Below are 21,670 nucleotides of genomic sequence, written 5' to 3'. Positions count from 1 at the left end.
CCCTGGAAGAATGCGGCCCGTGAACAAGCGCCCTTCCGACGACCTGCCCGCCGCCTTCGCCCGCCTCGGCGGTGAGGAGGACCAGCAGGTCTGGAGCGAGCTGTGGGACGACCTGTGCCACCAGGGCTGCGTCTACGAGGACAGCTTCCAGGCCCTTCCGTTCCTGGCGGCGACGGCCAACGGCCGGGCGCCCGGGGAACCGCGGGACGCCGTCCTGATGGCCGGCCTCATCGCCTCGGCGGCGGACGAGGAGCACGGCGCGCGGTACGGGGAGGAGATCGCCGCCCTCCTTCCCGTGGCGCGGCGCCTGCTCGGCGCGGCGACGGACGACCCGGTGTCCTTCGTCGGACTCCTCCAGTGCGTCCTTGCCTTCGAGGGCGAGCGGGTGTGGAGCGCCGGGCGGCTGGACGGTCTCTTCATCGGGGAGTACGAGATCGACTGCCCCTCGTGTGCGTCCGGCCTCTTCATCGCGTTCGGCGAGTACGGCACCTTCGCCTCGGCGGGTGACTACGTGACCGGGGACCCGGCCAGGACCGGGCTGCTGCCCGCCGACCCGGCCGCCCTCGCCCCGCTGCCCGCCCGCCTGCACCGCACGGCGGCCGGGGCCGGTCACGAGGCGGTCGCGCGCGGGCTCACGTACCTCTTCGGCCGGGCGGTCTGCGCGGACTGCGAAGCCGAGTTCGCGGTCTCGGAGCAGGTCGAGGCGCAGCACTGACGGGCCGGGCAGGGCCGTCCCGTGATCCCCGGCGGGCGCACGACGGCGGCCACGGCGCCTCGCCGCGTTGCCGGAACGCCCGGACACGTCCAGTAGGAGGACGCTCCTCCGCCTCGCGGTGCACCGCATCTGACGCCGCGCGCTGATCCGCCGGGGATTGCGGGACGGCCCTTGGGCCCGGCCGATGGAGGAGTACCTCCGGATGCGGCTCCGGGAGGCGTTCGCCACAATGACCGTGAAGCACGGCACTCCACCGGGCCCTGCGCCCGGCCCGGCCGTGCGGCGGACCGCCGACGAGACGATCGCGGGGCTGGAGATGGCGGAAGCGACCCGGCCGGCGGGCCGCGACCGGCGCCACGCCCTGCTGCCCCCGGTCGTCGCGTGGCTGATCGCGAACCTCCTCACCTGGGCCGTCGCCAAGGCCTCCGTCGCCGGCGACGGCTCCCCGGTGGAGTACTGGTCCACCGGCGGCCGGAGCCGCTGGGATTCCGCCCACTACCTGTCCATCGCCGAAACCGGCTACGAGATGTTCCGGTGCCGGGAGCGCTATCCGGACTTCCGCGACGTCATCTGCGGGAACGTCGCCTGGTTCCCCGGCTACCCCATGTCGGTCCGGGCGGTCTCCGCCACCGGGCTCTCCTACGAGCTGTCCGCCGCCGCCGTCACCGAGATCTGCCTGCTGGGCATGTTCGCGCTGCTGTGGTGGCTGCTCGGCGCCCGGCTCACCCGGGCCACCGGCCTCGCCCTCGCCGTAGGTACGGTGTTCCCGGGCGGCGTCTACTTCCACGCCCTGTTCCCGGTCTCCACCGCCACCCTGGCCCTGCTGGTCTGCGTCGCCGGGGTGAAGCGCGGCTCGTGGGCGGTCGCCGCCGCCGGCGGCTTCGCGGCGGCCGCCTGCCATCCCGTCGGGGCCGTCGCCGTCGGCATGCTGCTCCTGAGCGCCCTCTTCGCGTGGCGCGGGAACACGTGGCCGGTCCGGTGCGCGAAGGCAGGCGCGGCGGCGGCCCTTTCCGGCTGCGGCGTGCTCTGGGCCAAGTGGCTGATGTGGCAGGCGACCGGCCATTGGGACGCGTACGAGACCATCCAGGAATCCAGCTACGGACAAGGCGGCGTGCACCAGCCGTTCGAGGAGATGGCCAGGGCCTACCGGTTCCCGTTCAAGGACTGGTACATGCCCGGGGGACACCTGCCCTGGCTGGTGGAACACGGGCTTGACGCGCACCGGACGCAGCTCTGGCTCGACACCGCCTTCGTGCTCCTCGTACTGGCCACGGCCGTCGCCCTGCTCGTCCGCGACCGCGACCGAGGGCTCGACGCCGGGGAGTGGGCCGCGGCCGTCCTGACGCCTGCGGTCTTCCTCGTGCCGTTCCTCGCCGGCGCGGAGATGTCCTGGTACCGCAATCACGCGCAGATGTTCGTCGGGCTCGTCCTGGTCGCGCGCATGCCGCGATGGGTCCAGGTGCCGCTGCTGGCCTGCTGCACGGCCCAGTACGCCCTGCTCGGGGCGATGTTCTTCTCCGGAGTGCTTGTCTGACCGGCCCGGCCTACCGCTGTTCCCCGTCCGTGTCCCGGGCCACGAAGTAGGCGGGCCGGGCCTGCACGGCCGTGTAGATGCGGGCCACGTACTCGCCGAGCATCCCCACGCAGAAGAGCTGGACGGCGCCGAAGAAGAGGACCGTGGTGATCAGGGAGGTCCAGCCGGGCAGGGTGTTCCCCGTGGCGTGGGCGACGAGGGTCCAGACGAGGAACCCGAGGCACACCGCGAGGCTGCCGGCGCCGATCGCCGTGGCCAGGCGCAGGGGGACCGCCGAGAAGCTGGTGACGCTGTCCAGGGCCAGCAGGACCATCTTGTGCAAGGGGTACTTGGTGGTGCCCGCCACCCGCTCCCCGCGCTGGTAGGTGATCCGGCCGCCGGGGAAGCCCAGCCACGGAATGAGCAGGCGGTGGATCTGCTGCTGCTCGGGCAGGGACTTGAGGGTCTCCACCACCTGGCGGGACAGCAGCCGGAAGTCGCCGGCCTGGGCGGGTACGTAGGAGCCCGCCAGACGGCGCATCAGCCAGTAGTAGCCGGCCGCCGTCCGGCGTTTGAAGCCGGAGTCGGTGGAGCGGTCCGTCCGGATGCCGTACACGACGTCCAGCCCGTCCGCCCGGGCCAGGTCCAGCATGTCCGGGATGACCTCCGGCGGGTCCTGGAGGTCCGCGTCCATGCTGATCACATAGGCGCCGCGGGCACGGTGAAGTCCGGCCGTCAGGGCCGCCTGGTGGCCGCTGTTGCGCCGGAGGGTCACGACGCGGAGCTCGGGCCAGGCGCTGCGCAGGTCCTCCAGCACGCGGGGCGTCCTGTCGGTCGAACCGTCGTCGACGGCGAGGACCTCGTACGGTTCCTCGCGCCCGTCCAGGACGGGCCGCAGCCGCGCCGCCAGAACGGGCAGGGACTCCTCCTCGTTGAAGACGGGAACCACGATCGACAGGAAGACCGGTCCGCCGGGTGGGTCGCACACAGCACTCATGATGCGGGAGCCGGCCGGACCCGGCATGCGGAGCCGCCGCGGCCGTCAGCCCGGCGGGGGACCCCCGGACCGTGTCTTGCGGATCAGGCCCGGCCGGTCACCACCAGGTTGCCGTCCGCCGTACGCCGGGCGAGGGCGCCGGTGCGGAACCATCCGTCGGGGGTGTAGGAGCGGGCGTCGTCCACGGGAGCCCGGTAGTGGCCCCGCGGGGTGTACGGGCCACGCGCCAGGAGCTCGCCGGGCTCCCCGTCCGGCACGTTCCGGCCGTCGGCGCCGACGAGGCGGACCTCGTCGTCGGGCGAGAGCGGGCGGCCCTGCGTGGTGAGCACGGTCTCGTCCGGATCGGAGGGCCGGGTGAGAACGACCGGCCCCTCGGCCAGGGCGAAGACCTGCTGCGCACGCGCTCCCAGCTCGGTTCCGAGCCGCTCGGCGGCCGCCCGGGGCAGGGGCGCGCCGCCGGTCTGCACCAGACGCAGACTGCTCACGTCGGCCCGGACCGAGGGCAGCGCGTCGAGCCAGGCCGCGGCGGCGTCGGCCGGCAGCGAGGTGACGGTGACCCGCTCCCGCTCGACGAGCGGCAGGCACTCGGCGGGATCCGGCCCGTCGGCCAGGACCACGGTCCCGCCGGCGGTGAACGTGCCGATGACGCCGGGGCAGCCGAGGGCGAAGACGGACGCGGCGGGCAGCGCGGCGAGGTACACGTCGTCCTCGGTGAGCGACACCAGCTCGGCGGCGGCCCGCGCCTGGTAGGCGTAGTCGTTGTGGGTGCGCGGAGCGAGCACCGGCGCACCGGTGCCGCCGTCTCCGTCGCCGAGCAGCAGGAACGCCACCTGCCCGGCGTCCGGCGGGAGCGCCGGCTCGGGTGCGGCGTCGATGGAACCCAGCGGAGCGTACTGGCAGTTCGACGGGTCGGTCGTCATACCGCCGTACGGGGACTCGGTGCCCGGCGCCTCATAGGTGAACACCCGCCGCAGGAAGGGCCAGCGGGCGGCGATGTCCGCGGCCATCGCGGTGTGGTCGAAGCCCCGGTAGGCCGCCGGGCCGACGTATCCGACGGCCTGGGTGACCCGGACGAGCTCCGGCACCTCGGACGCGGGGTACGAGACCGGGCACAGGACGGGGACCACACCGGCGCGCATCAGCGCGAACACGCTGACGGCGAACTCCGGCACGTTCGGCAGCTGGACGACGACCCGCATCCCGGGCCGCAGGCCGCGCAGCCGGAACCCGGCGGCCATGCGGTCCACGCGCCGGTTCAGGTTCGCGTACGTGACGCGGGTCCCGCCGTGCACGAGCGCGGTCCGCGGCCCGTACTGCAGGGCCCACCCGCGCAGCAGGTTGTCCAGCGTGGTGCCGCCCCAGTGGCCCGCGGCCCAGTACCGGTCGACGAACTCCTCCGGCCAGGGGGTGCAGCCGTCGAGCATGGATGCCATTGGATTCCTTCCGTGCCGGCTTCCGGACCGGAAGCCGTGCGGGTCGTGTCTCGCGGTGACGGGCCCTGATCTCGGCATTCCAGTCCGTCAACACCCCTGTGCGCAATGCGCCTTCCCGACCATCGGCGCCGGACCCCGTCAGCGGAAGGTCCAAAACGTCACGGCCCGGCCGGAAGGCCGGGCCGTGACGCGGTGGCCACCCCCTAAGCGTCGGCCACCGCGTGGAGCGGGGTGAGCGACGCGGCCCGGCGGGCGGGGAGGACGGCCGCAGACACGCCGACGGCGAGGGAGAGGAGGACGACCAGGGCGAGGGTGCCCCAGGGGAGCGAGAAGGAGTACTGCGGGATGGCTCCGTTGGCCAGACCGCTGACCTTCCAGGCCCCGAACAGGCCGCCCGCGAGCCCGAGCAGGGTGCCGTACGCGGCGACCGTGAGGGATTCGAGGCGGATCATGCGGCGGACGCCGGTGCGGTCCATGCCGATGGCGCGCAGGACGCCGATCTCGCGGGTGCGTTCGGCGACCGACATGGCGAGCGTGTTGACCATGCCGAGCGCGGAGATGACCACGCCGATGGCGAGCAGCCCGAACACCATGGTGATCAGGTCGCCGGCGACCCCCGCCTGCTCCCGCACCAGCTGCGCACGGCTCTGGACCTTCAGCAGCGGGCTGTTGTCGACGGCCGCGCGCAGCTGCCCGCCGAGGCCGGCGGAGCCGGCCACGAGGACCCGCTGGACGGAGTCGCGCAGGTAGCCGTGCTGCTGGACCTCGCCGCGGTCGGCGAGCACGTCCTGCGCGGTGGGGTTGTCCTGGTAGACGCCGACGACGGTGTAGGGCCGGTCGCGGTCTTCCCCGGCACCGGGGCCGATGGCCGCCCGGACCTGGTCGCCGGTGCCGATCCGGTTGTCGCGGGCGAAGCCGGCGGAGACCGCGATCCGGCCCGGCCCGATGTCCTTGGCGGAGCCGCTGGTGAAGCGGAGCTTCATGACGGCTTCCACGCTCTTCGGGTCGACGCCCGAGACCTGCCCCGCCTTGGCGCCGACGGAGATGGTGGAGTCCGCGACGGCGGAGGCGGCCCGGACGCCGGGGACGGCGGCGATCCGCCGGACGGCGGCCGCGTCGATGGCGGTGGTGGTGTTGCGCGTGCCGATGACGTGGTCGGCGCTCAGGCCGGCGGCCGCCTGGGAGTCCAGGGCCCGGCTGGAGGAGTGCTCGATGACGGCGAGCCCGGTCACCAGCGCCGTGCTGATCATCAGGGCGACGGCGGTGGCGGCGGTACGCCGCGGGTCGCGCAGGGCGTTGTCCCTGGCGAGGCCGCCCGCCACGCCGAACCGGCCGGTGACCCGGCCGATGAGCCGGACCACCGGGCCCGCCAGCAGCGGCGCCAGCACGATCAGACCGGTCACGAGGACGCCGCAGCCGAACATCGCGGTCCGCAGGTTCTCGTCCGAGGCGTCCTTCGCGCCGCCCAGGGAGAGCAGCAGACCAGCGCCCAGCAGGACCACGGCCGCGCCGATCGCGCCCCGGATCCGGGACAGCGTCGCGGAAGGCGGCTGCTCCGCGGTGCGCATCGCCTCGACGGGGGCGATCCGGGCGGCGCGGCGGGACGGCAGCCAGGCGGCGAGGACCGTGACGCCGACACCCACGACGAGCGAGGCGGCTACGGGGGCCGGGCCGATCACCAACGGGCCGCTGGGCAGCAGGTCTTCCCCCGTGCCGAGCAGGCCGGGCAGCGCGGTGGCGACGCCGAGGCCCAGACCGAACCCGATCGCGGAGGCGACCAGCCCCACCAGGGCCGCCTCCACGAGCACGGACCGGACCACCTGGCGCCGGGTGGCGCCGATCGCGCGGAGCAGTGCGATCTCCCGCGTCCGCCGCGTGATGAGCATGGTGAAGGTGTTGATGATGAGGAACGAGCCGATGAAGAGCGACACCACGGCGAAGACCAGGGGCAGCCGGGAGTAGCTGCGGGTCTTGGTGCCGATGAAGACGGACTGCTGACTGGCCTTGGCGGTCGCGGTGGTGGCTTCCGCCCGGTCGGCGGGCAGCAGCGCGCCGACCCGCCGGGCCAGGTCGGACTGGTCGGTGCCGGGCTCGGCCGACAGGTCGATCCCGGTGTAGCGGCCGGGCGCGGCGAAGAGCTCCTGGGCGGTGGCCCTGTCGAACACCGCGAGGGTGCCGCCGGACGTGACCCGGGTGTCGCCGGTGGACACGATGCCCACCAGCCGCAGCTTCAGCACGGGGCCGTCGGAGGCCAGGCTGACGGTGTCGCCGAGGGAGTACCCGCCGGCCTTGGCGGTGCCCCGGTCCAGGGCCACTTCGCCGCCGTCGCGCGGGGCGCGGCCGGCCGTCAGAGGGTAGCGGGCGTCCTTGCCGCCGGGTCCGGGTACGTAGCCGGCGGCGAGCTTGCCCATCGCGTTGTCGGCCCGCATCGGCGAGCCGTCCTTCGCGGCCAGGGTCACCGACCCGTCGACGGCCGGACGGGCCGCGGCGACCCCGGGTACGGCGGCCAGCCTGGCCACGAGCGCGTCGTCGAGGACGCTCGCGCGTTCGCCGGAGGGGGCGCCGACAGGGTACTTGGGGTCGACCGTGACCGCGATGCCCGCGTAGTCGCGCGCCATGGAGGCGCGGTAGGCGGCCGTGGTGGAGTCGGCGAAGACGAGCGACCCGGAGATGAAGGCGACCCCGAGACAGACCGCGAGGACGGTCATGATCAGGCGCGCCTTGTGGGCGAGGACGTTGCGCAGGGCTGTTCGGAGCATGTCGGTCTTTCGGAAGGCTCGGCGGGCGGGACGGGGTGGGGGAGGAGCGCCGTCAGCGGGCGCGGCCCTGGGCTTCGAAGGCGAGCATCCGGTCCAGCACGGCGCCGGCGGTCGGCTCGCGCAGCTCGTCCACGAGGCGGCCGTCGGCGAGGAACACCACCCGGTCGGCATGGGCGGCGGCGACGGGATCGTGGGTGACCATCACCACCGTCTGTCCCAGCTCCCGGACCGAGTCGCGCAGGAAACCGAGTACCTCCGCGCCGGAACGGGAGTCGAGGTTGCCGGTCGGCTCGTCGGCGAACACGATCTCCGGACGCGAGACCAGCGCGCGGGCCACGGCGACGCGCTGCTGCTGGCCCCCGGACAGCTCGGCCGGCCGGTGCGCGAGCCGGCCGGCGAGCCCGACGGTGGAGACGACGGTGTCCGTCCACGCGGCGTCGGGCTGCCGCCCGGCGAGCCTCAGCGGCAGGGTGATGTTCTCCAGCGCCGTGAGGGTGGGCAGCAGGTTGAAGCCCTGGAAGACGAAGCCGACCTTCTCCCGGCGCAGCCGCGTCAGCTGCCGGTCGTTCAGGTCCGACAGCTCCACCCCGCCGATCCGCGCCGAACCGGACGTCACCGGGTCCAGACCGGCCATGCAGTGCATCAGCGTGGACTTGCCGGAGCCGGACGGCCCCATGACCGCCGTGAACCGGCCCCGCGCGAACTCCACCGACACCGCGTCCAGCGCGGTGACCCGCGTCCCGCCCTTCCCGTACGTCTTGGTCAGCCCCGTCGCGCGGGCCGCCGGCTCGACGGGGGCCGGGGGCGAGGAGGGCGCGGGGGACGAGGGAAACGCGTGCGACATGGATGCTCCGCCTGAAGTGCGACGGCCCGCGAAGCATGCCGCGAGCCGGGGGGACACATCCATCCTCACCGCCCTGACCTGCGCGGACATCGGCCTCAAGGTGCGAGTCGGCCTCTGCCGAAAGAGCGGCCCGGCCCGGCTCCCCTCTGCCGGAGGACAGAGGCCGAAGCCGCCGCTCTCCGCCCCTGGGCAGAGCCGGGTCTCAGGAGGCCAGCCCGGTCCGGTGCGCCAGCAGCGCCGCCTGGACCCGGCTCGTCGAACCGGTCTTGTCCAGGATCGCCCCCACATGGGTCTTCACCGTGCCGGTCCCGATGCCGAGCCGCGCCGCGATCTCCTGGTTCGACAGCCCCGCGCCGAGCGCCGCGAGGACGTCCCGCTCGCGGCCCGTCAGCCGGGCGATCCGCTCGTCCGCGGCCGCGCCTCCCGCTCCGGCCGGCTCCCCGGCTCCCAGCATCCGGGAGATCACCGCCCCGGTGACGCCCGGGGAGAGCACGGCGTCGCCCGCCGCGGCGGCCCGTACCGCGCTGATCAGCTCCTGTGGGCCCTCGTCCTTCAGCAGGAACCCGGCGGCGCCCTCCCGCAGCGCCCGGACGACGTTGTCGTCGTCGCCGAAGGTCGTCAGCATCACCACGCGCGGCGCCGGATCGAGCGCGAGCAGCGGCGCGATCGCCGCCAGTCCGTCGCACACCGGCATGCGGATGTCGACCAGCGCGACGTCCGGGTGGTGGACGGCGGCCAGCTCGACGGCCTGCCGCCCGTCCGCCGCCTCCGCGACGACCTCGATCCCTTCGGCATGCCGCAGGATCAGGCGTACGCCGTGCCGGATCATCGTCTCGTCGTCGGCGAGCAGGACACGGATCGGCCCATCGGGCTCGGTCACGGGGTCTCCCAGGGTGAGGCGTCCCGAACCGACGGGACGGTGAAACGGTCGATGGCGATCAGACGCTGTCCGGCGTCGAAGCAGTAGCGGGCCACCAGCAGGCCGCCCGGACGGATCTCGGTCGCGCCGTTGAACGGGTACGCGCAGCCGGCCGCACCGGCGGGGCGCGGCGGCTCGTGCCCCGTGGCCGCGGCCCGGACCGCCTTGTTGTCCACGACGCCGAGTCCCACCACGTCGCCGTACGTCATCCCGATCCGCGGCAGCGGGCGCGGCCCGGCGTCCGGCCGGGGCGCGCTGCCGTACACGAAGGCGGTCGCCAGGGCCATCAGCACGCACAGCGCCCCCAGACCCAGGGCGAGCGTCAGCGCGTTCGCGGCCCCGCCCTCGGCGCCGCCGCCTTCCGCACCGGAAGCGCTCTGCGCCACCCGCGGCCCGGCGGTGTGCGGGACGACGGCGTCACCGGGCTCCGCCGGCAGGGCCGCGTCCACCAGGAACCCGCCGGACGGCAGCGGCGCGGCGTCGAAGGCCCCGCCGAGCAGCTCCACGCGCTCCCGGAGCCCCGTGAGCCCGCGCCCGGTACCCAGGCTGCCGGCCGGGACCGGCGGCCCGGACGGCGCGCCGTTGCGCACGGTGATCCGCACGGCCGCCCCGTCGTGCGCGACGCCCACGGTGACGTGCGCGGAGGGGGCGTACCGGTGGACGTTGGTCAGGGCCTCGCGCACCACCCGGTGCGCCGCCCTGCGCACCGCCGCCGGGCGGCCGTCCAGGTCCGGTCCCGTCCAGTCGAGCCGTACGGCGACCCCGCCGCCCCGGGACTCCGCGACCAGTGCCTCGATGTCGGCGCGGGTGCCCGTCGCGTCCGTGAGGACGCCGGGTCCGGCGTCCCGGCCCAGCGGCCCGAGCACACCGAGGACCTGCCGCAGCTCGCGCATCGCGTCGCGGGTCGTCCGGCGTACCAGGACGGCCTCCTCGCGCAGCTCCGGAGCGGCCCGGCCGAGGGCCAGCTCCAGCCCGCCCGCGTGCAGCGAGATCAGGCTGAGCCGGTGCCCGAGCAGGTCGTGCATCTCGGCGGCGATACGGGAGCGCTCGTGGGTGCGGGCCTCGCTGTCGGCCGCCAGGCGCGCCCGCTCCGCCGCGTCCCCGCGTTCGCGCAGGGCCCGGACCAGACGCCGCTGCTGCCCCTGCGCCGTACCCACCAGACCCGGGACGATCACCGCCGTCGGGGCCAGGGCGAGCCCGAGCGCCAGACCGTACGGCACGCGCCCCGGACCCACCACGGGCGCGGCCGCCGTCGCGGCCGCCACCAGCAGGACCGCCGCCGCGGCCAGCAGCCGGGCACGCTGCCGCGCCCGGACCGTCCGCCGCGCCAGCCCGTACGCGGCCACCGCCGCGAGCGGACCGGCGCCGCTCGCCAGCCCGGTCAGCACGGCCAGCGCGAGCAGTACCGCCCCGGGGAACCGGCCGCGCAGCGGGAAGAGCAGGGCACCGGCGGCGATCACCAGCACCTGGAACGACGGGTGGCGCGCGAGCCCGACCCCCGCGACGGCCGCGAACACGCCCAGGCCCAGCAGGGTCACCCCGGCGGTCCCGGCCGCCGTGCGCGCGCGCCCGGAAGGCAGGGCCCCGCGCGGCAGGCCGGGGGCAGGACGAGGGATCAGGGGAGTGCGCACCACGCTGACCAGTATTGATGCCGGAGGCGGCAGCGGCATGAGCCTCGCGGGGGATCCGGTCCTCTGCCGAAAGACAGAGACGGCAGGGGGCCGGGTCAGGCGGTCCGGCGGGCCCCGGCCGACGGCACGGCGTCCAGCACCGCCGGGCGCGCGAACCCGGCCGCCGCGAAGGCGTCCGCCACGGCCCGGCCCACCGACCCGGCCAGCCCGGCCGGGACCAGGGCGATCACGCAGCCGCCGAACCCGCCGCCGGTCATCCGGGCACCCAGCGCACCCGCGGCGACGGCGGCGTCCACCGCGAGGTCGGTCTCGGGGCAGGAGACCCGGTAGTCGTCCCGCAGGGAGGCGTGCCCGGCGGTCAGCAGCGGGCCCAGGGCCTCCGGCTCGCCGGCCGTCAGCCGCTCGACGGCCCGGCCGACCCGGGCGTTCTCGGTGACCACGTGCCGTACCAGCGGGACGAGCTCGCCGGGGAGCTCCGCCAGCGCCCCCGCCAGCCCCTCCTCGGCCAGGTCCCGCAGGGCGGGCAGCCCCAGCAGCTCCGCCGCCCGCTCGCACCCCGCCCGCCGGGCGGCGTACGCCCCGTCGGCGAGGTCGTGCTTGACCCGGGTGTCCAGCACCAGCAGCGACAGCCCGTGCCCCGTGAGGTCGAAGGGGACCTGCCGGACCGACGGACCCCGGCTGTCCAGGTACAGGGCGCTGCCCTCGGCGCAGCACAGCGCGGCCATCTGGTCCATGACCCCGCACGGCACGCCGGCGAAGGCGTTCTCCGCGTACTGCGCCACCCGCGCCAGCTCCGGCCGCTCCAGCCGCAGCCCGTACAGCTCGTCGTAGGCGAGGGCCACCGCGCATTCCAGGGCCGCGGACGAGGACAGCCCGGCACCCGTGGGCACGGTGCTGTCCACGTGCAGGTCGGCCCCGCCGACGGGCAGGCCCCGCTCGCGCAGTGCCCAGACCACCCCGGCGGGATAGCGGGCCCAGCCGCCGGCCGCGCCGGGGGCGAGGTCCGCCACCGCGAACTCGGCGACCCGGCCGTCGCCCTGGGCGCTGTGCACCCGCAGCAGGCCGTCTCCGCGGCGGCGGGCGGCGAGAAGGGTGGTCCGCGGCAGGGCCATGGGCAGGGCGAAGCCGTCGTTGTAGTCGGTGTGTTCGCCGATCAGGTTGACCCGGCCCGGGGCGGCCCAGACCCCCTCCGGGGCGTGGCCGTGGATCCGCTCGAACTCCTCGCGCACCCGCGCCGTCACCGCGCCTCCCGCAGTCGCCGGGCCGCCGCCTCGGGGGCCACGTCGTTCATGAACGCGTCCATCCCGGACTCCGTCCCGGCCAGGTACTTCAGCTTGTCGGCGGTCCGCCGGACGGTGAACAGCTCCAGGTGGAGGGCGAGTTCCCCGCCGCCGACGAGCGGGGCCTGGTGCCAGGCCGAGATGTACGGGGTGGGCTCGGCCAGCCCGAAGAGCCGGTCGAAGCGCCGCAGCAGGTCCAGGTACAGCCCGGGGAACTCGGCCCGCTCCGCCTCGGTGAGGCCGGTCAGGTCGGCCACCCTGCGGTGCGGGTAGAGGTGGACCTCGTACGGCCAGCGGGCGGCGTACGGGACGAAGGCCGTCCAGTGCTCCCCGGCGAGGACCACCCGCTCCGTGGCCGCCCGGGCCTCGGAGAGCAGGTCCTCGAAGAGGTTCCGCCCGGTGGCGGCCCGGTGGGCGGCCGCCGCGGCGAGGTGCTTGGCGGTGCGCGGGGTGGGCGTGGAGAAGGCGTAGATCTGGCCGTGCGGGTGGGGGAGGGTGACGCCGATCTCGGTTCCCCGGTTCTCGAAGCAGTACACCTGGTGGGTGCCGGGGCGGGCCGACAGGTCGGCGGTGCGGTCGGTCCAGGCGTCCAGTACCAGCCGGGCCCGCGCGGGGGTGAGGGCGGCGAAGCCGGAGTCGTGCTCCGGGGTGAAGCACACCACCTCGCACCGGCCGGCCCCGCCGGACAGGGAGGGGAAGCGGTTCTCGAAGACGGCCACCTCGTAGTCGTCGGCCGGGATCTCGCTCGGCCGCCCATCCCGGGACGGACACAGCGGGCAGGCGTCGGCGGGCGGCCGGAAGGTACGGGACTGCCGGTGGGCGGCGATCGTGACCCAGTCTCCGGTGGCCGGGTCCCGGCGCAGTTCGGGGTCGCTCCCGACCGGGCCGAGCGGCCGGAGGTCCTTGGCGCCGCGGTCCCGGCCGGGGGTGCTGTCGTAGTAGATGAGCTCGCGGCCGTCCGCGAGTTCGGTGACGGTCCTGTGCACGTGCACGTCCTCGCCTCTGGGGGTCGTGGAGTTCGCGGGCGGCGGTCAGGGGGCCGGGGCGGCGGAGGCCCGGATGACCAGCTCGGGGTCGAAGAGCACGTGGTCGGTGATCACGGCCACCAACCGGCCCTGGGTGCTGCGTTCGTCGCCGAGCTCGGCCATCGCCTGCTCGACGGCGTCCCGGGTCTTGCGCGACACGCCCCGACGGCGGTTGATCACACGGCTGACGGTCGCCTCGCTGACCTGCGCGCGGGCCGCGACGTCGGTGATTCCGACCTTCATCGCCGTCCTTCCGTGATCGTGAGCGACGCCAGACCACCGCGGGGGACGGCCGGGGTGCGCGGCCCCTTCCCCGTACCGGGCCGACGTGGACCCGATGATACGGCCGTCCGGAGCGCGGATCACCCGTGCGATATCGGCCGCACCGCCCGGCATTACCGGGGCGGTGCGGCTGCGGCGGAACCGTCACGGTGCGGGTGGGCGGACCACCCCCGCGAGGGCGTCCGCGCGGACGCATTCGATCAGGTAGTCGCCGTTCCCGGGATCCACCGTCACCCCGTGGGCCTCGCTGTGGAAGCCGGGGAAGACCCGGTCGAAGGCCTCCAGGGCCCGCAGGTAGCGCAGCAGCGGCCCGTCGGCGGCGCCGACGGACTCCCCGGGCATCAGGACGGGGATCCCCGGCGGGGTCACCGTGACCATCGCCGCGGCCACGCGCCCGGCGGCCTCGGCCAGCCGTACCCGCTCGGTGCCGCCCCGGATCAGCCGCTGGTAGCAGTGGCGCGGCGGGGCCACCGGCTCGGGGAGGTCATGGAAGGCCGCGTCGAGGGCGGAGATCAGGTCGGCGCGCGTGAGGTGCTCGTGCATCTGCCGGCAGAGGCCGCCGAGGGTGGCGCCCCCGTAGCGCAGCGGGAACTGCTCGACCAGTCCGGGAAGGACCCGCTCCAGCGGGGCGTCCGTGTCGTACAGGGCCTTGAAGTCCATCAGGGCGTCCATCAGGGTGCCCCACTTGCCCTTCGTGATGCCCATCGAGAAGAGGACCAGCGTGGTGTAGCTGTCGGTCTTCTCCACCACGATCCCGCGCGTCGCCAGGTAGGCGGTGAGGATCCGTGCGGGGACGCCCCAGTCGCCGGTCTCACCGGTGGCCGTCACGCCGGGGCAGGTCAGGGTGACCTTGACCGGGTCCAGCAGGCAGTAACCCTCGGTCAGACCGGCGAAGCCGTGCCAGTCGGCCCCGGGCTCCAGGTGCCAGCAGGACGGCTCACGACTCAGCAGGGACGGCGGCGCGTCCGCGAACGCGACGCTCGCCCCCGTCGCCGGGTCGGTGACCGTCTCCGGCTGCCACACCCCGAAGAACCAGTCGGGCCGGTCCCCGGCGGCGGCGATGCGGCGCCCGGTGCGGACCACCGCCTGGCGGAACCGGATGGCCTCCGTCACCGCCTCGTCGATCAGCCACTGGCCCTGCGGGCCGTCCATCATGGCGCTCGCCACGTCCAGGGAGGCGATCGCCGGATACAGCGGCGAGGTGGTGCCGTGCATCATGAACGCCTCGTTGAACCGCTCGTGTTCGACCGGAGCCCGCGGCGCCGACTTCACGTGCACCATCGCGCACTGGGAGAGGGCGGCCAGCAGCTTGTGGGTGGACTGGGTGGCGAACACCGTGGGCCGCCCGGGCCCGGAACCGGTGTCCGGGAAGGTGTCGGGCCCGACGGCCATCCCGTACCGGCCGGCGTACAGCGGGTGGAAACGGGCGTACGCGAACCAGGCCTCGTCGAAGTGCAGGCGCGGCGTACTCGGCGCGAAGGCGCGGGCGGCCGCCACCGTGTCGTAACACAGCCCGTCGTACGTCGAGTTGGTCACCACCGCGTACTGGGCCTCGGTGGAGGGGGCGCCGGCCGACAGGGGGTTCGCGGCGATCCTCGCGGCCACCGCCGCCGGTTCGGTCACGGCGGGCGGCAGGGGGCCGGCGAGCCCGTAGCCGTTGCGGGTGGGCACCAGGTAGACCGGCCGCGCCCCGGAGATCACCAGCCCGTGCAGCACCGACTTGTGGCAGTTGCGGTCCACGAGCGCGATCTCGTCGGTCGTGACGCTGTAGTGGCCCACCATGCGGTCCGCGGTGGAGTCGCCGTGCAGGACGAAGTACGTACGGTCCGAGCCGAAGACGCGGGCGGCGTTGCGCTCGGCCTCGCCGATCGGGCCGTTGTGCTCGAAGAGGGACCCGAGCTCCCCCACCGAGACCGACAGGTCGGTGCGGAAGAGCCGTTCGCCGTAGTAGTCGAAGAACGCCCGGCCCACCGGGGACTTGAGGAAGGCGACCCCGCCGGAGTGGGCGGGAGTGTGCCAGGAGTACTCGTGGGAGTCGTCGAACCGGCGCAGCGCCCTGAAGAACGGCGGCAGGAGGCCGCGGTGGTAGCCGCGGGCCGCCGTCGCGACCCGGCCGGCGATGAACGACGGCGTGTCCTCCAGCGGCCAGATGTAGCCGACCACCGCCTCCGAGACCCACAGCGGAAGCCGCTCCAGGTCCTGGTCGCCATCGTCCGCCATCACCAGGAACACCGGCAGGTCCTTGAAGCGGCGCCCGATGTGCCGCAGTACCTCGGCGCCGCCCTCCTCGACGGCGCCCCCCGAGGCCCGCGGCAGCTCCCAGGAGACCACGGCCGCCGCGAGCCCGGCCTCGGTGTGCAGCGCGGCGCGCGCGTCCCGCGCACTCGGCGCCCAGCGCAGCTCCAGCCCCTGGTTCTCCAGCTCCTTGCCGATGCGCCGCAGCTGCTCGGCGCTGACACCCCCGCCCAACGGGTTCTCCCGCAGGGCCAGCAGGACCGTACCGTTCGTCATCTCGTGCGCTCCGCGTGCTCAGGGGTGCAGCCGCCTGCACCCGGGCCCAGTCTTCCGGTGCCCGTCGGGCTCGGCGGGATTACGGAACGGCTTCACCCGCACGTGGACGTGGCGGTGCGCGACCGTGACGCCGCGGTCCGGGCCTGATCCGAAGGACACGCGTCAGGACGGCCGGCCGGCTACCCGCCGTCGTCCGAGAAGTGCTGGTAGTCCGGCCTCGACCACCATTCGCCGCCCCAGTGCCAGCCGACGTGGCGGAACGCCCTGGCCAGCACGCCGTCCTCGGTGATCATCCCGGGGCGGGGCGGGTCCCGCCGCAGGTGGGCCCGGCCCGCCGGCGGATGCACCGTCCCGTGCCGGTCGACGTACGGGTTCTCGACCGGGTTGACGTCCACGGCCAGCCCCCACGAATGCCGCGACGGCTTCCCGGGGTCTCCGGTCACCGGCCGGCAGTTGAAGGCGGAGGTGTTGTCGTCGGCCATGGCCGCGAGGTCGTCGCCGCCGTAGTCGGCGGCCACCCGCATCCGGCGGATCGGGAAGCGGGCCTCCAGGGCCCGGCCGAAGACGTACAGCAGCGGCTCGACCGCGTCCCGGTGGACGACCAGCTCGCCCCGGTGGACCTTCCCGTCGAAGCCCCAGTGGTTCATCCGGATCAGCCGCAGCCGCTCCGCGGGCACCGGGCACCCGTCCCGCAGGCTCGCCCCCAGCTTCTCCGCCGGCACGTCCGTCACCTCCGCCGCGAGCGTCGGCGCGGAGGCCCGTACCGGTACCCCGGACCGCTCCCGCCCGGAGGGCGCGCAGCCGGGCGCCGCGCTCGCGCACAGCACGGCGACCGCGGTCAGGCAGGCGGACACGGGGCGCGTCGGGCGCACCCCTCCACGCTACGGTTCGAGGTCCCCGAAGACATCCGGGGATACGCCGTCCGAGGGACCCTGGAGGGACTGCTCCGACCAGATGACCTTGCCCTCCGGGGTGTACCGGGTGCCCCAGTGCTCGCTGAGCTGCGCCACGAGGAACAGCCCGCGCCCGCCCTCGTCCGTGGTGGCCGCGTACCGCAGGTGCGGGGCGGTGCTGCTGCCGTCCCACACCTCGCAGGTCAGCGCGTGGTCGTGGAGCAGCCGGACCCGCACCGGCGGGACGCCGTGCCGCAGGGCGTTGGTGATCAGCTCGCTGAGGATGAGCTCCGTGGCGAAGGCGAGCTCCTCCATCCCCCACTCCTCCAGCTTGGCGACCGCCAGGTTCCGCACGACGCCGACCCCGCTCGCCCGCGGCGGTACGTCCCACTGGGCGACCCGGTCCGGCCCCAGCGTCCGGGTCCTGGCGATGAGCAGCGCCACGTCGTCGGTCGGCCGGGCCGGCAGCATGGCGTCGAGGACGGCGAGGCAGCTCTCCTGCGGGTCCCGGTCCGGGTGGCTCAGCGCCTCCCGCAGCAGCTCCAGCCCCTCCTCGATGTCCCGGGTCCGCTGCTCCACCAGCCCGTCCGTGTACAGCACGAGCTGGCTGCCCTCGGCCAGGCGCAGCTCGCTCGTCTCGAACGGCATGCCGCCCAGCCCGAGCGGGGGCCCGGCCGGCAGGTCGACGATCTCCGTGGTGCCGTCCGGGGCGACCACCAGCGGCGGCAGGTGCCCGGCCCGGGACATGGCGCAGACGCGGGACACCGGGTCGTACACGGCGTACAGGCAGGTCGCGCCGAGCACCCCGCCGGCCCCGTCGGTGTCGTCCTCGTCTATGCGCTGCACGAGGTCGTCGAGACGGGCCAGGAGCTCGTCGGGCGGCAGGTCGAGGGAGGTGAAGTTGTGCACCGCCGTACGCAGCCGCCCCATCGTGGCCGCGGCGTGCAGGCCGTGCCCGACGACGTCCCCGACGACCAGGGCGACCCGGCCGCCCGGCAGCGGGATCACGTCGAACCAGTCCCCGCCCACCCCCGACTGCGCGGGCAGGTAGCAGTGCGCGGCGTCCACGGCGCTCTGCTCGGGCAGGGCCCGGGGCAGCAGGCTGCGCTGCAGGGTGACGGCGAGCGTGTGCTCACGGGTGTAGCGGCGGGCGTTGTCCATGGCGACGGCGGCCCGGGCGACCAGCTCCTCGGCGAGCGACACGTCGTCCTCGTCGAAGGGCTCGGGCTTCCTGGCCCGCCAGAAGTTCACCACGCCGAGCACCACGCCCCTGGCCTTGAGCGGCGCCGCGATCAGGGAGTGGATCCCGTACTCGATGATGGCCTTGGCCCGGCGGGGGTCCTGGACGCGCCAGCCCGGTGCGTCGGCCAGGTCGGTCACCAGCTCCGTCTTCCCGGTGTCGTAGCCGCGCGCCTGGGGGGTGGTGGGCTTGAACTCGATCAGCCGGCCGAGCGGGTACAGGGGGTGGTCCCCGCGGATGCCGCTGACCGCGGTGCGCCGCATGTCGGAGCCGGGGCCGGGCTCCTCGCCGTCGAGCACCGGGCCGGCCAGGTCGACGGTGACGTAGTCGGCGAACCGGGGCACGGCGACGTCGGCGAGCTCCTTGGCGGTCCGCTCCACGTCGAGCGTGGTCCCGATGTCACCGGTGGCGTCGTACAGCAGCCTGAGGCGTTTGCGGGCCGCCTCGGCGCGGCCGGTGAGGACCTGCATGTCGGTGGAGTCGCGGATGGTGACGGCGGCACCTTCCGCCCGGCCGCGCGGATGGGTGGGCCGCTGGTTGACGACGAGCAGCCGGTCACCGGTCTCCAGCACCTCGTCGGTGGCCACCCGGCCCGAGAGCAGCAGGTCGGCCATCCGGCGGTCCAGGCCCGCAACCTCGTCGATGCGGCGGCCCTCGACCCCCTCGGGCAGCCCGAGCAGCCGCTTGGCCTCGTCGTTCGCGAGGACGATCCGCCCGTCGCCGTCCGTGATCAGCACCCCTTCGCGGACGGAGTGGAGCACCGCGTCGTGGTGCTCGTACATCCGGGTCATCTCCTGGGGGCCCAGCCCGTGGGTCTGCCTCCGCAGCCTGCGGCTGGTCAGGGCGGTGCCGGCCGTGGCCAGGACCAGGCCGGTGGCCATCGCCAGCAGGATGACCGGGAGCTGGCGGTCGAAGGCGCCGCTGACGTTCTCCACGGTCAGGCCCGCGGACACCAGCGCCACGACCCGGCCGTCCGGCGCGGTGACCGGCACCACCGCCTGGATCTCCTTGCCGAGCGGCCCCTGCACGCTCTCGGTGTGGACCCGGCCGGCGAGGGAGGGCTCGATGGTGCCCACGAAGCGCTTGCCGATGCGGTCCGGCTGGGGATGGCTGTAGCGGATCCCGTTGGTGTCCATGACGACGATGAAGTCGACCCCGGCGGCCTTGCGGGTCACCTCGGCGAGGGGTTGCAGGGTGGCGGACGGGTCCGGTGTCCGCAGCGCTTCCTGGAGGTCGGGGGAGTGCGCGAAGGTCTCCGCGACGGCGATCGACCGGTTGCGCGCCTCACGGTCGACGTCGTGGCGGGACTGCAGGAGCAGCGCCAGGAGGGCACCGGCGGCGAGCAACACCACGATCGCCACCTGAAGGACGAACACCTGTCCGGCGACGCTCTTGAATCCCTTGCTCAGGGGTGACCGCACCGAATTGCCCGGTACGACTGGCGAGGAAGGGTCACGTCCCCAGTTGTAGCACCTGGGGACCCTCCGGCGCCCGGCGGAGCGCGCCGCGCGCGCCGCCGGTCACCTCGGGTGAGGGTTCTTTCCCCCTACCGGCCCTGTGCCGCGGCCGCCTGGGCGGCCTGCGCGGGGGCGCCGCTCGGCGCCGTGCCGGGTGCGGTCTCCGGCTCGCAGGTGACCTCGTCGCGCGGGGTGTAGTGCGTGGTGTGCTCCTCGCGCCTGACCTCCTGGCCGTTCTTGACGAACACCCGGCCGACGGTCACGTCGAAGCCCTCCAGGGGCGTCTGGACCTCGCACGTCGGGCCGGCGGCCTTGACCTCGGCGGGCGGCTTGACGTTGGTGCGGGGGCCCTTGGTCGCGCGGATCTCGTCGTACTTCTTCGTGCCGAGCAGGGTGATCGTCAGCGAGGTGTCCGTCGAGGTGGCCTTGACGTAGACCGGGTGGCCGGAGTCGTTGAGCCAGCGCAGGTCGAGGCTGCCCCAGGCGACGGTGGCCTCGCGGCCCTCGGGGTAGCGCTCGATGTAGAAGGAGTGCGCCCCGTGTTCGAGGGGCTTGAGGCCGGCGAAGAACATGGCGTTGTACATCGTGGTGGCGACCGCGGAGACGCCGCCGCCGGACGACTTCACGTACCGGCCGTCGTTGATCATGATCCCGTCGACGAAGCCGTTCTCCTCGGTGCGCTCGCCGACCGTGCGGTTGAAGCTCCACTCCTTGCCGGGCATGACCACGGAGCCGTTGATCAGCTCCACGGCGCGCCCGATGTTCGTGGTCCGGTACGGGGCGGCCGGGAACTCCACGGTGAAGGAGGACATCTTCTCCTTGATGCCGAGGCGCTGCACCTCGGCATCGCTGAGCTCCGGCTCGACGGCCTTGGTGGCCACCTCGGCGCTCCGGCCGGCACCCGAGCGGGTCAGCGCGGGCAGCACGGCCCGGCCGAGGGCCTCCCCGGTGACCTGCCGCCCGGCGCGGCTGCGCTCCGTGACCACCACGCGGCCGTCCGCGTCCACGTCGAGCGCGGCGTCGCGCGGCGCCCCGGCGGCCCCCGCGACGGGGCCGGCCACGGCCGGGTCGGCGAGCAGGCCCTCGGAGTCCAGGGCCGGCACCAGGCGGCCGCCGGCGTCGGCGTTCATCTTCAGGTGCTCGCCCAGGACCACCGGGCTCACGGGGATCCGCGTACCGGCCACGCTGAGGGTGACCGGCCCGGACACGGCGGGTCCGGCGAATTCGCGCAGGGCCCGTCCGGTCTCGTCCGCGTCCACGCGCGGCTCGGTGCGGGTGACGGGCAGGACGACGGGGGTGCCGTCCGGGCGCGGCCGCAGGTAGGCGGCCCGGAGGGTGTCGAGGGCCTGGTCCCGGACCAGGGTGACACCGGTCCGCGCGGGGACGACCTCGGGCTTCCCGGCGTCGAAGGCTATGGAGCCGTCGCGGACCGCCTGTGCGGTGCTCGCCACGAGCCGGTCGACGCCGGCGCGGGCCGCCTGCTCGTCGGTGCGGATCACGGGCTCGACGTCCGGGTCGCCGGAGGCGAAGAGCCTGCCGATGACGCCGACCGGCCCGTAGCCCGTACGGGAGGCGCGCTCGGCGGTCGCGGCGGCGTCGAGGGACAGTCCGACGGACGCGGGGGCGACCTGCTCGACACGGTCCCCGATGCCCGCCGGGATCGGGGCGCCGGCCCGCGGGCCGAGCTCCCGGACCAGCGTGCTCTGCGCCGCCGCACGGCTCATGCCGCCGATCTCGACGCCCCGGACGCGGGTGCCGTCGGCGATGTCGTCGCCCACGGCGAGCCCGGCGGCGTAGAGGCCGCCGAACCCCAGCACGAGGGCGCCTCCCGCCACCGGCAACGCGATCCGCCAGTTCTTCCCCGTCCAGCTGCCCGCAGGTCGCACGGTTCTCCCTAGTGGCGCCGATCGGCCGCCGACGGCTCTCGGGCCGTGGCAGGGGGGCGCTTAGACGACAGTTCCGGTCAACCATGATGAACCCGGAAGTGCGCCGTTCGGGTGGGAAGGTAACCGTTCTCACAAAACGGGCAAAGGCCTCGCCGTGGTGCGGGCGCGGCGCGCCCGCAGGGCGGCGAGGACGAGCCCACCCGCCGCCGCCCCCACGGTGTCCCAAAGCCGATCGGGTTCTTTGCAGGTTTACCCGAATCCCGCCCCGGCCCCCATTCTTCGCCC

The 21,670-nt window shown here is 74.6% G+C and carries 15 protein-coding genes; 2 read left to right on the top strand and 13 right to left on the bottom strand.

Going from position 1 to position 21,670, the window contains the following annotated elements:
* Positions 1–19: 19 nt before the first annotated feature.
* Together ACZ7IF_RS00360 and ACZ7IF_RS00355 are read left to right on the top strand one after the other, a co-directional pair.
* Positions 20–715: a hypothetical protein gene (locus ACZ7IF_RS00360; protein ID WP_470960851.1), complete on the top strand. Its 696-nt coding sequence runs from the start codon at positions 20–22 to the stop codon at positions 713–715.
* 229 nt (positions 716–944) lie between these two features.
* Positions 945–2,249 carry a hypothetical protein gene (locus ACZ7IF_RS00355; RefSeq protein ID WP_470960849.1) on the top strand — a complete coding sequence of 435 codons (1,305 nt, stop codon included), beginning with the start codon at positions 945–947 and terminating at the stop codon, positions 2,247–2,249.
* A gap of 10 nt (positions 2,250–2,259) precedes the next feature.
* On the opposite strand, the gene ACZ7IF_RS00350 is transcribed toward ACZ7IF_RS00355, so the two are convergent.
* From ACZ7IF_RS00350 to ACZ7IF_RS00290, 13 genes are all read right to left on the bottom strand, one after another.
* A complete protein-coding gene (locus tag ACZ7IF_RS00350; protein WP_470960847.1) occupies positions 2,260–3,225 on the bottom strand; it encodes a glycosyltransferase family 2 protein in 966 nt (321 codons plus the stop codon).
* A gap of 83 nt (positions 3,226–3,308) precedes the next feature.
* Positions 3,309–4,658: an AMP-binding protein gene (locus ACZ7IF_RS00345; RefSeq protein WP_470960845.1), complete on the bottom strand. Its 1,350-nt coding sequence runs from the start codon at positions 4,656–4,658 to the stop codon at positions 3,309–3,311.
* A gap of 203 nt (positions 4,659–4,861) precedes the next feature.
* Positions 4,862–7,417, bottom strand: coding sequence for an ABC transporter permease (locus tag ACZ7IF_RS00340; protein ID WP_470960843.1), 2,556 nt, complete (start codon positions 7,415–7,417; stop codon positions 4,862–4,864).
* 52 nt (positions 7,418–7,469) lie between these two features.
* A complete protein-coding gene (locus ACZ7IF_RS00335) occupies positions 7,470–8,261 on the bottom strand; it encodes an ABC transporter ATP-binding protein (protein ID WP_470960841.1) in 792 nt (263 codons plus the stop codon).
* Between the two features lie 202 nt (positions 8,262–8,463).
* Positions 8,464–9,141 carry a response regulator gene (locus ACZ7IF_RS00330; RefSeq protein WP_470960839.1) on the bottom strand — a complete coding sequence of 226 codons (678 nt, stop codon included), beginning with the start codon at positions 9,139–9,141 and terminating at the stop codon, positions 8,464–8,466.
* Positions 9,138–10,850, bottom strand: coding sequence for a sensor histidine kinase (locus tag ACZ7IF_RS00325; protein WP_470960837.1), 1,713 nt, complete (start codon positions 10,848–10,850; stop codon positions 9,138–9,140). Before ACZ7IF_RS00325 ends, ACZ7IF_RS00330 begins: the two co-directional genes overlap by 4 nt.
* A gap of 56 nt (positions 10,851–10,906) precedes the next feature.
* Positions 10,907–12,052 carry a galactokinase gene (galK, locus tag ACZ7IF_RS00320; RefSeq protein WP_470960835.1) on the bottom strand — a complete coding sequence of 382 codons (1,146 nt, stop codon included), beginning with the start codon at positions 12,050–12,052 and terminating at the stop codon, positions 10,907–10,909.
* Positions 12,049–13,077 (bottom strand): galactose-1-phosphate uridylyltransferase, encoded by a 1,029-nt coding sequence (galT, locus tag ACZ7IF_RS00315; RefSeq protein WP_470960833.1) that lies wholly within the window; start codon positions 13,075–13,077, stop codon positions 12,049–12,051. The genes galK and galT overlap by 4 nt, the downstream gene beginning before the upstream one ends.
* 45 nt (positions 13,078–13,122) lie before the next feature.
* Complete coding sequence (locus ACZ7IF_RS00310) at positions 13,123–13,359, bottom strand: LacI family DNA-binding transcriptional regulator (RefSeq protein ID WP_470960832.1); 237 nt, start codon at positions 13,357–13,359, stop codon at positions 13,123–13,125.
* A 183-nt stretch (positions 13,360–13,542) separates the two neighbouring features.
* Positions 13,543–15,909, bottom strand: a complete 2,367-nt coding sequence (locus ACZ7IF_RS00305; protein ID WP_470960830.1) for an Orn/Lys/Arg family decarboxylase — start codon at positions 15,907–15,909, stop codon at positions 13,543–13,545.
* Positions 15,910–16,088: 179 nt separating this feature from the next.
* Positions 16,089–16,781 (bottom strand): M15 family metallopeptidase, encoded by a 693-nt coding sequence (locus ACZ7IF_RS00300; RefSeq protein WP_470960828.1) that lies wholly within the window; start codon positions 16,779–16,781, stop codon positions 16,089–16,091.
* Between the two features lie 9 nt (positions 16,782–16,790).
* Positions 16,791–19,463 carry a SpoIIE family protein phosphatase gene (locus ACZ7IF_RS00295; RefSeq protein ID WP_470960826.1) on the bottom strand — a complete coding sequence of 891 codons (2,673 nt, stop codon included), beginning with the start codon at positions 19,461–19,463 and terminating at the stop codon, positions 16,791–16,793.
* Between the two features lie 125 nt (positions 19,464–19,588).
* Entirely contained in the window at positions 19,589–21,385 is a 1,797-nt protein-coding gene (locus ACZ7IF_RS00290) for a VanW family protein (protein WP_470960825.1), read from the bottom strand.
* Positions 21,386–21,670 lie beyond the last annotated feature (285 nt).

The sequence above is a fragment of the Streptomyces sp. NPDC037421 genome (assembly GCF_055602105.1).
This window is presented reverse-complemented; position numbering and strand designations above follow the sequence as displayed.

What these genes read in the sequence shown, in the direction of transcription:
- ACZ7IF_RS00305 (WP_470960830.1), bottom strand. Translation starts at nt 15,909, where the DNA reads ATGACGAACGGTACGGTCCTGCTGGCCCTGCGGGAGAACCCGTTGGGC.
- ACZ7IF_RS00340 (WP_470960843.1), bottom strand. Translation starts at nt 7,417, where the DNA reads ATGCTCCGAACAGCCCTGCGCAACGTCCTCGCCCACAAGGCGCGCCTG.
- ACZ7IF_RS00310 (WP_470960832.1), bottom strand. Translation starts at nt 13,359, where the DNA reads ATGAAGGTCGGAATCACCGACGTCGCGGCCCGCGCGCAGGTCAGCGAG.
- ACZ7IF_RS00345 (WP_470960845.1), bottom strand. Translation starts at nt 4,658, where the DNA reads ATGGCATCCATGCTCGACGGCTGCACCCCCTGGCCGGAGGAGTTCGTC.
- ACZ7IF_RS00335 (WP_470960841.1), bottom strand. Translation starts at nt 8,261, where the DNA reads ATGTCGCACGCGTTTCCCTCGTCCCCCGCGCCCTCCTCGCCCCCGGCC.
- ACZ7IF_RS00355 (WP_470960849.1), top strand. Translation starts at nt 945, where the DNA reads ATGACCGTGAAGCACGGCACTCCACCGGGCCCTGCGCCCGGCCCGGCC.
- ACZ7IF_RS00350 (WP_470960847.1), bottom strand. Translation starts at nt 3,225, where the DNA reads ATGAGTGCTGTGTGCGACCCACCCGGCGGACCGGTCTTCCTGTCGATC.
- ACZ7IF_RS00325 (WP_470960837.1), bottom strand. Translation starts at nt 10,850, where the DNA reads ATGCCGCTGCCGCCTCCGGCATCAATACTGGTCAGCGTGGTGCGCACT.